15 protein-coding genes are annotated in these 14,065 nt (G+C 34.8%); 9 read left to right on the plus strand and 6 right to left on the minus strand.

Going from position 1 to position 14,065, the window contains the following annotated elements:
• The first annotated feature begins 164 nt into the window (after nt 1-164).
• The 4 genes from CEF18_RS02940 to spxA all read left to right on the plus strand — a co-directional run bounded on the left by CEF18_RS02940 (nt 165) and on the right by spxA (nt 3,628).
• Nucleotides 165-1,526, plus strand: a complete 1,362-nt coding sequence (locus CEF18_RS02940; RefSeq protein ID WP_223292216.1) for a putative glycoside hydrolase — start codon at nt 165-167, stop codon at nt 1,524-1,526.
• A 489-nt stretch (nt 1,527-2,015) separates the two neighbouring features.
• Nucleotides 2,016-2,582: a GNAT family N-acetyltransferase gene (locus CEF18_RS02945; protein WP_110935105.1), complete on the plus strand. Its 567-nt coding sequence runs from the start codon at nt 2,016-2,018 to the stop codon at nt 2,580-2,582.
• Between the two features lie 75 nt (nt 2,583-2,657).
• Entirely contained in the window at nt 2,658-2,783 is a 126-nt protein-coding gene (locus CEF18_RS26740) for a hypothetical protein (RefSeq protein WP_259457911.1), read from the plus strand.
• Between the two features lie 443 nt (nt 2,784-3,226).
• Nucleotides 3,227-3,628, plus strand: coding sequence for a transcriptional regulator SpxA (spxA, locus tag CEF18_RS02950; RefSeq protein WP_110935106.1), 402 nt, complete (start codon nt 3,227-3,229; stop codon nt 3,626-3,628).
• 170 nt (nt 3,629-3,798) lie between these two features.
• On the opposite strand, the gene CEF18_RS02955 is transcribed toward spxA, so the two are convergent.
• Nucleotides 3,799-4,491 carry a TerC family protein gene (locus CEF18_RS02955; protein ID WP_110935107.1) on the minus strand — a complete coding sequence of 231 codons (693 nt, stop codon included), beginning with the start codon at nt 4,489-4,491 and terminating at the stop codon, nt 3,799-3,801.
• Between the two features lie 307 nt (nt 4,492-4,798).
• On the opposite strand from CEF18_RS02955, the gene mecA reads away from it, so the two are divergent.
• From mecA to pepF, 3 genes are all read left to right on the plus strand, one after another.
• Entirely contained in the window at nt 4,799-5,455 is a 657-nt protein-coding gene (gene mecA, locus CEF18_RS02960) for an adaptor protein MecA (RefSeq protein WP_110935108.1), read from the plus strand.
• 398 nt (nt 5,456-5,853) lie between these two features.
• Complete coding sequence (locus CEF18_RS02965; RefSeq protein WP_110935109.1) at nt 5,854-7,095, plus strand: competence protein CoiA; 1,242 nt, start codon at nt 5,854-5,856, stop codon at nt 7,093-7,095.
• Nucleotides 7,096-7,275: 180 nt separating this feature from the next.
• Nucleotides 7,276-9,099 carry an oligoendopeptidase F gene (gene pepF, locus CEF18_RS02970; protein ID WP_110935110.1) on the plus strand — a complete coding sequence of 608 codons (1,824 nt, stop codon included), beginning with the start codon at nt 7,276-7,278 and terminating at the stop codon, nt 9,097-9,099.
• Nucleotides 9,100-9,210: 111 nt separating this feature from the next.
• Here pepF and CEF18_RS25690 read toward each other — a convergent pair whose 3' ends face one another.
• From CEF18_RS25690 to CEF18_RS02990, 5 genes are all read right to left on the minus strand, one after another.
• Nucleotides 9,211-9,378, minus strand: a complete 168-nt coding sequence (locus CEF18_RS25690; RefSeq protein ID WP_183041043.1) for a hypothetical protein — start codon at nt 9,376-9,378, stop codon at nt 9,211-9,213.
• A gap of 146 nt (nt 9,379-9,524) precedes the next feature.
• Nucleotides 9,525-10,448 carry a ClpXP adapter SpxH family protein gene (locus CEF18_RS02975; protein WP_110935111.1) on the minus strand — a complete coding sequence of 308 codons (924 nt, stop codon included), beginning with the start codon at nt 10,446-10,448 and terminating at the stop codon, nt 9,525-9,527.
• The gene (locus CEF18_RS02980; protein WP_110935112.1) at nt 10,445-10,873 is read right to left on the minus strand and encodes a globin domain-containing protein; all 429 of its coding nucleotides are present in this window, start codon (nt 10,871-10,873) and stop codon (nt 10,445-10,447) included. Before CEF18_RS02980 ends, CEF18_RS02975 begins: the two co-directional genes overlap by 4 nt.
• A gap of 200 nt (nt 10,874-11,073) precedes the next feature.
• Nucleotides 11,074-11,727 (minus strand): lytic transglycosylase domain-containing protein, encoded by a 654-nt coding sequence (locus tag CEF18_RS26935; protein ID WP_110935113.1) that lies wholly within the window; start codon nt 11,725-11,727, stop codon nt 11,074-11,076.
• A 15-nt stretch (nt 11,728-11,742) separates the two neighbouring features.
• On the minus strand, nt 11,743-12,333 hold the full coding sequence (locus CEF18_RS02990) for a CYTH domain-containing protein (protein ID WP_110935114.1): 591 nt from the start codon (nt 12,331-12,333) through the stop codon (nt 11,743-11,745).
• Nucleotides 12,334-12,612: 279 nt separating this feature from the next.
• On the opposite strand from CEF18_RS02990, the gene CEF18_RS02995 reads away from it, so the two are divergent.
• Together CEF18_RS02995 and CEF18_RS03000 are read left to right on the plus strand one after the other, a co-directional pair.
• Nucleotides 12,613-13,248: a GTP pyrophosphokinase gene (locus CEF18_RS02995; RefSeq protein WP_110935115.1), complete on the plus strand. Its 636-nt coding sequence runs from the start codon at nt 12,613-12,615 to the stop codon at nt 13,246-13,248.
• 21 nt (nt 13,249-13,269) lie between these two features.
• Nucleotides 13,270-14,064 carry an NAD kinase gene (locus CEF18_RS03000; protein WP_110935116.1) on the plus strand — a complete coding sequence of 265 codons (795 nt, stop codon included), beginning with the start codon at nt 13,270-13,272 and terminating at the stop codon, nt 14,062-14,064.
• The last annotated feature ends 1 nt before the right edge of the window (nt 14,065 follow it).

Below are 14,065 nucleotides of genomic sequence, written 5' to 3' on the forward strand. Positions count from 1 at the left end.
GCCTTCTAAATTGTCTTATTTATTTATTTAAATAATACTCTAAATTATCCATTGGTAAATGATGAATTAACATGTATACTTTATTAAGTGAATCATTTATTTATATGTCATTTACAATCGAATCAAGTCTAGTTTTATATTAAACTAGTCGGGAACGAGGTTAAATGAGATTAGAAATACATATTAGAAAAGGTAGGTTAGGCATTATGGGTAAGAGACATTTAAGTTTTATCACGGCATGCAGCATTGCCACGCTGTTATGGACAAGTCCTTCTCCTGTATTCGGCGCAGGCGAAGAAGAAAACGTACGAGTGGCAAGTTATCATAAGGAGAAACTAACTTTACTCGCGGAAAGGGAATGGCCCGAAAGAATCGCCCGTTACAGATTTGACTCTGGATATACGTTTGAATATCCAGATGCAGTTAGAGGTGTTTTTGTAACTGGTCATTCAGCAGGAGGATCCCGTTTTAATGAACTGCTGGAGCTCATGGATAATACTGCTTTAAATGCTATGGTTATTGATATTAAGGACGATCATGGATATCTAACATATAAACCTGAAGAAGACTCACCTTTCTATGATATTTCCCATAATATGATTAAAGATACAGAAGAGATGATGAGTACATTAGAGGAGCATGAAGTGTATCCAATTGCCCGAATTGTTGTATTCAAAGATACGTTACTTGCTAAATCCCAACCAGAACTTTCTTTCCTTGAGAATGGGGAAGTTTGGAAGAACGGACGAGGCGAAGCATTTGTTAACCCGTTTTTGGAAGAGGTTTGGGAATATAATGTTGACATAGCTATCAAAGCTGCGGAAATGGGCTTTCAAGAAATCCAATTTGATTATGTGAGATTCCCTGAAGGATTTGAAAACAGGGATCAAGAGTTGGAATATGGTCGAGGAGAATACACTGACGAAGATTCAGTCAGTAATCGGGTGGATGCTGTAACGGAATTTGTGGCGTATGCTAAAGAAAAACTTGAGCCTTATGACGTTGATGTTTCGGTTGATATATTTGGCTATTCAGCAACGATCACTGAAGCACCGGGAATTGGCCAGAATTTTTCGAGAATTTCTGAAAACGTTGATGTTATATCATCGATGATTTATCCGAGTCACTGGACACCTTATTTTGGTATAGATAAGCCGGATTTACACCCTTATGATTTGGTGGATGAGTATTCTCAAGTAGAAAATGAAGTGTTAGAAGCGTTAGATAACCAACCTGTATCAAGACCGTGGTTACAAGATTTCACTGCTTCTTACCTCGGATCCGGAAATTACTTGGAATATGGAAAGCAAGAAGTAGAAGATCAAATTCAAGCACTATATGATAATGGTATTCATGAGTTTCTACTTTGGAATGCTGGTAACCGTTATACTGAAAATGTTGATTATATGCTGGATCTTGATTTAAGTGACGTACAAGAAAACATAGAAACAACCGAAGATAGTGAAGACAGTGGAGAAATCGAAAACAACGAAAATAGCAGCAGTGGCGCTGAAAATGAAAACTAAAAAATAAAGTGAAAAAGTTCGCTTACTGAGATACTTAATAAAAGGAAATCAGGGCGAACTTTTTCTTTTTACAGCCTTTTTAAACGTTGTTGTTTAATGGAAATACTTGAAGAAACGAAAAGAGGCAACCTCAACGGAAAAAGCAATAGCTTAGCATATTTTCGTAATACGCTCCCCCTCTACTTCCCTGATTTATTAAAAACAACAATTTTTAATAAATCAGTTTTTTAAAATATAAATTCTTTATATAGGACAATTAAAGAGCTTTCTTGGTGTTAGAGGCAGAAAGACTACCCTTTTTCATGCATAAGTTGTTACATCAGATGCAGAGAAGCCACAAGTACTCTTATCGTTCTTAAAGCCGGTTTCAATATTAGATAAAACATATTATAATTAAAATAAGTAAAGAAATTAATTTATCTGGGTTAAATAAAGATTAATGGATACCCTAAACGGTGAGTACCATGAAACATTATGGAGGTAAAGTTAATGAATTGGTATGAGAAACTTAATCAATATTTTCCTATTGAGGAAATGAAATCACAAGATCATATGGAATTATTATTGAAAGAAAAAAAAGAAATATACAAAAAAGATGAAGGTCCAATGCATGTACTAATGTACGTTGATGCAGATGACTTTATCTTCGTTGATTATTTGTTTGTCTCTAAAGATGCACGTGGCCAAGGACTTGGTAAAAAGTTATTAAATAAACTAAAATCGTATGATAAACCGGTTATCCTTGAGGTAGAACCAGTAGATTATGAGGATACGGATACGGAAAAAAGACAACGTTTTTACAGAAGAGAAGGATTTAAACATGCTAAGTCCATAGGTTATACTAGACGGTCTCTTGCTACTGGAAAAGTCAACGAATTGGAAATTCTTTTTTGGTCACCTTCAAATGAGTCTGAGGAGAGTATCTACGACAAAATGTGTCATACGTATGAAACTATTCATACCTATAAACATGAACAACTCTATGGTGAATCAAATGATCATATTGAGAAAGTTCTTTCTTATGAAGAAAAGTCAAACAAAGAACCAACTTCTTAGATTTAGCTTTTGTATTTAAGTAAGCATCATTAAGTCCTGAAGTCGTCTTAGTACACTAGGGAAGGAGAGTTTTACATGGGTAGTAAAGCTAAAAGAAAAGGAAAAAAGAAGTTATTATGGAAAGACCTATTAAAGCGGAAGTGGGAAGAAGTAAATTCTCCTAAAAAGGGTCCAGTTTCACATTTTAAATGGATCGCATAGTAAAAACGGGGAAAGCCAGCTCGTCTTCAATTATGTGAGCTGGCTTTCCACTGTAGAATATTTATATTCTAATTGATAATATTTATTTTTAATTGAAAATGTGATATACTTAACGTACAGTGGAAATAAAATATTCTTAGTTTTGTTTAGCTAATGTTTTATTGATAAAACTCAGTTAGTTTATTTGCTCAGCAGGTGTATAATCCTTTTAAATGTACACAAAGATAAAAAGTTTAATGATTATCTAAAAAAAGGTTTAAATTAAAATTCGAACGGGAAAACAGAAAACATGTAATTAATTAATCGTATGTTTGCTTTTTCATATCTAGTTTTAACAATAATATATCCAATTAACACAGTATTATCATCATTTTAATTAAACTATTGCTAGAGAAAATAATAATATATACAATTTGCTCAATTTTGAAAGGAGTGTTTGCTTTATGGTTACATTGTTTACATCTCCAAGTTGTACGTCTTGTCGTAAAGCTAAGTCTTGGTTAGAGGAACATGATATTGCTTTTGTGGAACGGAATTTATTTTCTGATCCATTGTCTGTAGAAGAAGTAAAGCAAGTTATTCGTATGACGGAAGACGGTACTGACGAAATTATTTCTACCCGTTCCAAGGTTTTTCAAGAGCTTGATGTGGAATTGGATTCTATGCCGCTTCAAGAGCTCTTTCAATTAATAAGCGATCATCCAGGGTTGTTGAGAAGACCTATTATTCTGGATGAAAAACGTATCCAAGTTGGATACAATGAAGCTGAAATCAGACGTTTCTTACCAAGAAAGGTTCGTACATTCCAACTTCAAGAAGCAACTAGACAGCTTGTTAACGAGTAATATTAAACCTTCCGTTTAAATACGGAAGGTTTCTTTAATTATTGTCCTTACAGAAGCGAAGCATTCTTTGGCATCTGAGGGAATACAACTTTCCGATTAGGTTTATACTTAATTGGCAATGTTATTTATGTGAAGTGCACTAAAACTAAGAGACAAAACAATAAATGTTCTTATATTTTTGTTTTATTTCTTGAAAAAAATAATGCAATTCCTTGAATTTTGTTGTTTAACGCTGCTATGATTAAACAACTTACTATTAGTGAAGGTATAAACCAAGCTATAGGGAACGATATGGATGATAAAAATGATATAATGAGGTCTTCATGCAAAAGCATTTTTCCAGCAGTAAAAACTAAGACTGCAGCACCTAGGTAAATAACGATTGGGAATTTCGTCATGATGAATAAAATAATTTTACTTCCCCATATAATTATCGGAATGGAAATCATTAGACCTAAAAATACGAGCATTGTGTTTCCTCCTGCGGCACCGGCAACAGCAAGTACGTTATCGAAGCCCATTACGATATCTGCAATGACAATTGTTTTAATGGCATCTCTAAGTTTTGTATGTGAAGGTAGGTCTAATGGATCTTCTTCAATATGGATTAGCCTTAGTGCTATCCAGAGGAGAAATAATCCACCTATTCCCATAAGAAACGGAACTGTGAGAAGATGGACGGCTATAATGGTAAGGCTTCCTCGTGCTACAACTGCTAGGAGAATGCCTGAAATAATTGCCTTATTTCTCAAATGGACTGGAAGGTTTCGACAAGCTAGGGCAACCACGATAGCATTATCGCCACCTAGTACAATGTCAATCCCTATAATAGTTAATAAAGATATCATAAATTCTGAGTCCAAAACTTTAAACCCCCTTGCGTTTCCATGAATTGAAAAATAATTTTACTGGTAATTGAACGAAGAGTCTTTTACAATATATACAAGCCCTTATAGATTAAGAACAGTTTAGGGAGAATACTTTAATTATAAATTTTGAGAAATTCGAGCATATTTATTTCAATTTTGAATTATTTGCTCTAGAATAAGAATAAGTTCATTTGATTCATTTTTATTTATTAAGGGAATAAGAATGATAAGAGACAATTTGATGTATAATTATGATAATTAAGTAAATGTAAGATATAATCTCTCGAAAGGGTGAGAGCACATGGAAATTGAAAGAATTAATGAAACTACAATTAAGTTTTACATTACCTATATTGACATTGAAAGACGAGGATTTGAAAAAGAGGAAATTTGGTACAATCGTGAACGTGGTGAAGAACTCTTTTTTGAGATGATGAATGAAGTAAATGATGAAGATAGCTTTGAGTTGAATGGTCCTTTATGGGTTCAAGTACATGCTCTTGAAAAAGGACTTGAGGTAATTGTAACTAGAGGACAAGTAAACGATGGGAACGTCAGACTAGATATACCTGTCGGAGACGATAAGGGGGATGCATCTGTGGATAATAATATCGTTGACATGTTAGATCAACAATTTACTTCTGAAAAAGTGAACAATTTAAACAAAGATCAATCTCTAAGTGTTGTTATTGGTTTCCGCGAATTTGAGGATGTGATTTCTCTTAGTCATCGATTTACGGATCATATTGAAACTAGTTTATATCACTTCGAAAATTCGTACTTTGTCTTTGTAACTTTAGACGAGACTTATTCGGATGAAGCTCAGGATAATATGCTCAGCCGGATGTTGGAATATGGTTATGAATCAGACGTATCTATTCACCGAATTCAGGAATATGGTAAGTCAATTATTAAGATAGAGGCGTTGGATGTATTAAGAGAACAATTTAGTTTGTAATATTGACCAATTATTTTTAAGAGCACTGAAAAGTCACTTTATACTTATCAGTGCTCTTTTTGTTTGGTTTTTTTAAGATTGTTAGATGCTTCGGTACAGAGGGCTCTAGGCGCTTCTTTCCGCAGGCAACGACTTTTGCACGCCCCTCGGGAAAAGAATGTGTCTCTTCCTCTCTTAGCAGTTCTCTGAAGCAGCATTCGCCGATACAACTCGAACACTACTCTACTCGCGGATTATCCACGGAAAGCGAGCGGTAATTCTTCCAAACAACCTTCGATGATAACAAGAGAAGTTTTATGTAATTTAATTAGAAAGTATTTAGTAGGAAAGATATATACATATACTTGAACATATGTTCTGTTTTTTATATACTCTTAAAAAAGGAGTGATAAAATAACTTGTATACAGCCGACCGAGATGATGGTCAAACAATTTATTTACATGCTAAGAGTTGGAGAAAGGAAGAACTATGTATAATGAAAGAAAAGCATGCTTTTTCGTGTCCATCTTGTTTAGAGAAGGTTGTTTTAAAACTAGGAGATCGTCAGGCGTGGCATTTTGCACATTCACCTACCTCTATTTGTAACTTTCATCGAACAAATGAATCTTTAGAGCATTTAAATACCAAAAAAGCAATTTTCAGATGGTTGGAGGACCATCAATATAAGCCAAAAGAGGAAATGTATCTGCCGGAATTAAGAAGAAAACCTGATTTATGTGTTGAAATTAATGATCATTTTGTTGTGATAGAGATCCAAAGATCAATGTTGGACATTCAAGTCTTTTTAGATAGGCATTATCAATATATAGATGCCGGATATTTTCCAATCTGGATTGGCGTCCAATCAAAACCCGTAACAAATTTATATTCAATACAACCGATGAAACAACTTCAGACACTCCTCATTCGTTTCTCACGTATTCCCCACATTATGTACTATAACCTTTCAGAACAAAAGTTTATCTCTTTAAGCCATTTCATCTATCTGCAACCTAGGAAAACTTTTACCGTTACACATATTTTCCATGAATTTAGTAAACCATTGGAAACCTTAATAAACTCTGATAATGAATTAACGCTTACTAACAAACAATTAAGATCATATGCCACGATTTTTTACAGAGAGTGGTCAAAGCAAACGAATAAAAATAGATCAAAAATATTTCTGTCAATGACTCCGATTGAAAAAAAGCTTATTCCTTATTTTCAAAAACACCACTTAAACCTTAATTATTTTCCCTCTGTTTGTAACATTCCATTAAAAACTCAATTTTTACTTGAGACACCACCGCATCTATGGCAGACGTGGATAGTTTTAAAGTGGATAAATACTACTCCTTTAAATACTAAGGTTTCCTTATCTGAAATCTGCCGTGATTTTTATCAAGAAAAAGCCTCCCTACTTTTTTATTTCCGGCCCACTGTTGAAAATTCTAAAAATTATACTCGAATACTCATTGAAGAATATTTTCAATTTTTATGTTTTATTGGAGTATTGACGAAGATTTATCCAGGAATCTATAATGTTAGTCACCATGTATCTATTCAGAAAACGATGGACACGCTGATAAACGACGACCGTTATATATTAGAAAAGATTAAAAAGTTTTTCCGATATGATAAAATTTTTATGCATTGATAGGATATTCCATTCTTTTCAAGAATAGGTATGTATGTTAAGAATAGCGTAAGTACCTGGATCACTGACATTATCATCTTATATGTTAAACTAAGGAAAAGTGTAAAATACTCGTAACAAAGTGAAATTATGGCTGTTTTCATATAAATCTCAGCCCAAATTATATTAATAAATGGAGGTATGTTGAAAAACATGACAAAAACGACAGGTTTACCTAAGAGAGAAGAGGTTTTAAAGGAAAACACGTGGGATTTAGAGGATATCTTTGCCACGGATGAGGAGTGGGAAAATCAATTTCAAGAGATAAAGGCAATGTTGCCGGAAGTAAGTTCCTATAAGGGAACTCTTGGCGATTCAGGGATGCAATTATTCCATGCGTTGAAGTATCAGGATAAAGTTTCCGAAAAACTTGGTAAGCTATATAGCTATGCTCATATGCGATATGACCAGGATACAAGAAACTCTTTTTATCAAGGACTTAATGACAGAGCCAGCCAATTGCTCTCTCAAGTAAGTCAAGCTGCTTCCTTTTTAACACCTGAACTTCTATCCATTCCACAAGAAACATTAGATAAGTTCTTAAAAGAGACTCCGGAGCTTGAATTATATGAGCATTTGTTAGAACGATTAAATCATAAGCGTCCACATGTTTTAACAGCGAAAGAAGAATCATTGTTAGCTCAAGTTGGAGAAGTAACGGATGCACCTTCTACAACTTTTGGGATGCTAAATAATGCAGACATGAAATTTCCAACGATTAAAGATGAAGATGGAAATGATGCAGAAATAACGCATGGCAGGCTTCTCAATTTTCTTCAAAGTGATAACAGAGAAGTACGAGAAGATGCTTTTAAAGCAGTCTATGCAACATACGATAATTATAAGAATACGTTTGCAAGTACTCTTAGTGGAAACGTTAAAAAGAATATATTCAACGCGAACATTAGAAAATACGCTTCAGCAAGACAAGCGGCACTTAGTGAAAATCATATCCCAGAAATAGTCTATGACCAATTAGTTTCTACAGTAAATAATAACCTTCATCTTTTACACAGATATGTGGACATCCGTAAAAAGGCTTTAGGAGTGGAGGAACTCCATATGTATGATTTATATACACCTATTGTGAAAGATGTGAAGATGGACGTTTCTTATAAAGAAGCGAAAGAGCTAATGGTAAAAGGTTTAGAAGGACTTGGAGCAGAATATAATTCGATCGTTAAAGAGGGTCTTGAAAACCGTTGGGTAGATGTAGAAGAAAACCTTGGAAAAAGAAGTGGTGCCTATTCTTCGGGTACATTTGGAACAAAGCCGTATGTGTTAATGAATTGGCAGGATAATGTCAATAATCTTTTTACGTTGGCACATGAGTTCGGGCACTCTGTTCACAGTTATTATACAAGAAAACATCAACCATTACCCTACGCTGACTATTCTATTTTTGTTGCTGAAGTAGCTTCAACTACAAATGAAGCATTACTGAATAACTATCTACTTAACAAAGAAGAAGATAAGCAACGTCGACTATACTTACTGAATAATTTCATGGAAGGGTTTAGGGGAACGGTTTTTAGACAAACAATGTTTGCAGAGTTCGAACAAATTATTCATGAAAAAGCGCAGAATGGTGAGCCATTAACTCCAGATACGTTGAGCGAAGCTTACTATCAGTTAAATAAAAAATACTTTGGTGAAAATATTGTCATTGATGACCAAATTGGATTAGAATGGGCGAGAATTCCTCACTTTTATATGAACTTTTATGTTTATCAATATGCCACAGGCTATAGCGCTGCTACAGCACTGGCAAACCAAATACTAGAAGAAGGAGAGCCAGCAGTTGAAAGGTTTACGGACTTTTTGAAGGCAGGCAACTCCGACTATCCGATTGAAGTCCTTAAGGAGGCTGGTGTAGATATGACGTCAGCAGAGCCAATTCAACAAGCGTTAAATGTATTCGAAAAAACATTGGATGAATTGGAGTCATTGCTGTTCGAAAAATAATATTTTAGATCTGTTGAGGTAGTAATGTTACTATCTCAACAGTTTTTAATATTGTTCTTTATCTTCACCTTCATTATAGCAATAACTTAACTTATTAGAAGATGGCCTCCTTTAAAAACCACGGAATCTATGTCGATTAGTGAATTGATGAATAGTAAATAGAATAGATATAAATAAACAAGGAGCAGAAATCCAAATAGGAAATAATTGTAGTAACCCAATGAATGTAAAATAGAAACTAACTAAAATAAATGCAATTCCTGCCCAAGTCAATTTCATTTGAACCCCCCCTTGAAAAAACTGCAGTAAAGTTTAAACTCTTAATAAAATACATATGCAAGTTTAGGACTAGAATTAACCTAATAATGGATACGAAACATAAAAATGCCCGAGAGTTTCCTCGCGGGCAAGTAATCATCTATATGTCAGCCGATAAATTTCCATAATGAGCCGTGCTTTGTTTGAATTTCTTCGACTTGTTGTTGTAGTTGCAGTTTTTTCATTTCTTTATGAACCATTTCCATCGACATATCGAAAACAACTGATATTTCTTTTGACGCAACGAGAGAATAAAAAGAAATAAATTGCTTTAAAGATAAGGGAGGGCATTTTTCCGGTTTTTTGCCGATCATATCTGCAATAATATCCACATAGATCTGATAATTATATAACCCTTGCACCTTTAATCCTGGTTCATCTATATCATCATTAAAGAACACCATTGTGGGTAATGTTTCTACGTCCATTTCTTTGGTAGTCCTTACGTCAGAATTTAATGCTTTTTTAGCTGCTTCAGAATGAAGGTCATTGGCAAATTCATTAACATCTAATCCTTTTACATTCTTAGCACAGGATATAAGCACTTCTTCTTCGGCAATATTCTGTTTGTGTAAAAATAAAGCCTCTCTGACGCGCCTCAAGAATTTAGAGCCAATGGCTATTCCCTGTAATTCAGCTGCTTTAATTGCAAGAATTGCTGAATAAGGAGTAGTCAGGCGATTTTCATACCACACATCCCCATCACATGGCATTCCTGTGCGACAGGCGGTTTCGTGATAGGATTTTGCCATTTCTTGAACGCGGGCATTGTATTTAGAACCAACTGGAGTGTTGAAAGATCGCATTTCATTACCCAGTAGTGTTTTAATCGTGAAGTAGTTAGAGTATTCCATCTGAAGTTTCTTAATCACAGGCTCTAACGACCAGCATTCTGGGCATAAAGGATCGATAAACACGTATATTTCCACAGGTTTTTTTTTATTATTAGTGGTGTAAAAGGATTCTGGGTCGGTAGGACAACAAATACCCAAATCATCATAACAATAAAATGTCCCTTGGTCTAAAGTCATGTTTTATTCCTCCTTTGAGCGGTATCTGTGGTGTGATTGTCAGGATTTTCGCTGTTAATCATATGTTTTGCTGTGTAGGATAGCCTCTCAAACATAGCGTTTCGCAAAGGTTCCTCGATATTTGTATCAACTAGTGCCTGAGCCATACATGAGAGCCATGAATCTGCTCTGGCAGGTGTGATTTCAAATGGCATATGTCTTGCACGCAGCATTGGATGACCATGTTCCTCAGTATACAAAGATGGACCTCCAAAAAACTGGGTTAAAAATTGCTTTTGTTTACGTGCAGTTTCGGTAAAGTCATCAGGAAATATAGGGGTTAAATCAGGATGTTCTGATACTAACTTATAAAACCTGTCTACTAAAGAAATTAATCGATCTTCTCCTAATAATTCGTAAGGAGTTGTTTTATTATATCCAGTCATGTTGTTCCCCTTTTATTTCAGATACTATAATTATTGTAGCAAGGCATTTATACTGTGGCAACAAATATGAACTATAACGTGAAAATATGGTAATTTATTGCTTTATTAATGGAAGAGCAGAGTGTACATAACAATTTATTTGTTATATAAATATTATGTGTACAAAAAAAGTTCAATCCATAAGGATCGAACTTTTACACTTATACATAAGATTTATTTGTTAATTGTTCATAGCTCCCCATAACCCTGGGAACATAAGCTTGTGTCTCTTTAAAAGGAGGAATTCCTCCGTGCTTGTCCACATTTCCAGGGCCAGCATTATAGGCGGCTAATGCAAGAGATACATTACCGTTATATTTATCTAACATCGCTTTAATATATCGTGTGCCTCCGTCAATATTTTGCTCTGGATCATAGCTGTTTTTGACACCTAATCCTTTGGCAGTTTGAGGCATAAGTTGCATAAGTCCCTGAGCACCGGCGTGACTAGTTGCTTGGGGTTTAAAACCAGATTCGTGCTTGATAATTGAATAGATGAGTTGCTCATCAACACCATGTTTATCAGCGGCCTTTTTTATTAAAGGGAGGATCTCTTTATCTTGGGAAGATTGGCTAACCATATCGGATGCAGCAATTCCCATAGATGATATTGGCTTAAGCTGCAGGAGTTCATTTTGTATATGATTACTTTCCTTCATTTCGAAAGTAGAAAGTTGTTGCTGTAAAATTTGATTGAATACTCCTTCAGAAGAAGAACTGGAAGAACCAGTATTATTTAATTTATCTAATTGAGTTTTGCCCCAGGATTGAAAGACTTGCCATTGATAATAATTATTCATGAAGTTTGTATCCATGTTTTGCTCCTCTGATTAGTTTCTTTTTAATTTTTCTTTATAAAAACGTTCAATTTTATTTGGAGGTTCTGTCCAAGTCAAACTCCAAGATTTCAATAGATCTTCGAAAGCTTTACGACCTGCGGTTTCTTCTGTGCACTCAAATTCCATTTCAAAATCTGTGCAATCGAAATAAAAACTTTTATCTAAGACTAATAAGCCTTCAGGAAGGTTGCATTCTGTTCTTTCTGTGGTAAGTTTTCCTAAGTATTGAAGGTTAAGTTTACCAAAAGGAAGTTCCAATAAAGACTCAAGTTGATGAGAAACTTCACCACTAGGAATTGTCCCTTTTTGTTTAAGTATTTTAAATTCGTCTTCATTTAATAATTGGTGTGTTTCAAGTAAACCAATTTTATGTGGCTGTTTAAGTGTTAGGATAAACTTCTTTCCCTTATATCGGACTCTAAGTGCAGATTGTTTAGCTTGTAAGCCCATATTTTTAGTGTCAAAATAGTGGTTGACTTGTTCAAAAATAGGGGAACTATTAGGTGAATAGTATCTAAGTAACTTTGAATAAGTAAGTTCTGAAATAAGGTTTTTAAATTCGATTTCAATTTCTTGGCTCAAATTAACTCACCTTCATATTAAGAATTTTTAGATCCTTATTATTATTCCATACCTCCATTGAATTAACAATCACCATTTCAACATGGTAGGGGTATATTGGTAAAGGACAAGAGACTGCTTTTTGACATATTGCAAACTAGTTAAAGTAGTAGGATTGTATACATGTATCTAAAGCGGTTATGCTTTCCTTATGATACCATATTTAATATGATAAAATGAGAACTAGAAAGATGCAAACAGTATAAATTTACATAAATGAAATATTGGTGGTGACTTACTATGATGGATTGGGATGTCATGCTCACTCCTTATAAACAAGCAGTAGAGGAACTTAAAATTAAACTTAAAGGAATACGTGACGAATATCAATTATCTACAAAGCATACGCCAATTGAATTTGTCACTGGGAGAGTAAAACCGATTTCAAGTATTTTAGAAAAAGCAAAACGTAAACATATTTCTTTGAATGAATTGGAAGAAGAGATGCAAGATTTGGCTGGGGTTCGAATTATGTGTCAGTTTGTTGGTGACATTGATACTGTCGTTAAACTGATCACATCACGCACAGATTTTGAAATTGAAGAAGAACGAGACTACATTAAACACGAGAAACGTAGTGGCTATCGTTCTTTTCATATGATTCTTCGCTATCCCGTTCAGACAATTGAAGGGGAGAAAAGAATCTTAGTCGAACTACAAATCCGGACGTTAGCAATGAATTTTTGGGCGACAATTGAACATTCATTACAATATAAATATTCCGGGAAAATTCCACAGGAAATAGAAGATCGACTTCAAAGGGCTGCTGAGGCTGCCTTCCAATTGGATGAGGAGATGTCCAAAATTCGGGGTGAGGTGCAAGAAGCGGAACAAATTATGTCAAAGCAAAGAGATTCACTTAGAAAAAGACCATAATTTTTGAAGGGAGATCATAATATGAAGTTTAATGTTCGTTCCAGAGGAGATAATAATTCCAATATTCTTACACAAAAAATTAAAAATTACCTTCAGGAATTTGAATTAGAAATGGATAAATCAGAGCCAGATATTGTTATCTCTGTTGGTGGAGATGGCACACTTCTAGAAGCATTTCATGAATACAATAACAGACTTTCGGAAACTGCCTTTGTTGGTGTTCATACGGGCCATTTAGGTTTTTATGCAGACTGGAAACCAGAGGAGGTCGAAAAATTAGTCATTCATATAGCGAAGACTCCCTATAAGATCGTTGAATATCCTATTTTAGAAGTGATTGTGCGACATCACGGTGATCAAGAGCCTGAACGGTTTATGGCTTTAAATGAGTGTACTGTTAAAAGTATGGTCGGCTCACTGGTCATGGATATTGAGATTAAAGGGGACTTATTTGAAACCTTCCGTGGGGACGGACTTTGTATATCTACTCCTTCTGGGAGTACTGCCTACAATAAAGCGTTGGGAGGTGCGATTTTGCATCCATCGCTATCATGTCTTCAATTAGCTGAAATGGCTTCTATTAACAATCGTGTCTACAGAACAGTAGGTTCTCCACTTGTTCTGCCGCAGCACCATACGTGCATATTAAAGCCAAAAAGTGATGTTGATTTTCAAGTAACCATCGATCATCGCACACTTGTTCAAAAAAAGGTGAAGTCTATCCAGTGCCGTGTCGCGGAAGAAACAGTTCGTTTTGCGAGGTTTCGTCCTTTTCCTTTCTGGAAACGAGTGAAAGAATCATTTATAGCAGAATGAA

Source organism: Salipaludibacillus neizhouensis, from assembly GCF_002886185.1.
GTDB classification, from domain to species: Bacteria; Bacillota; Bacilli; order Bacillales; family Salisediminibacteriaceae; genus Salipaludibacillus; species Salipaludibacillus neizhouensis.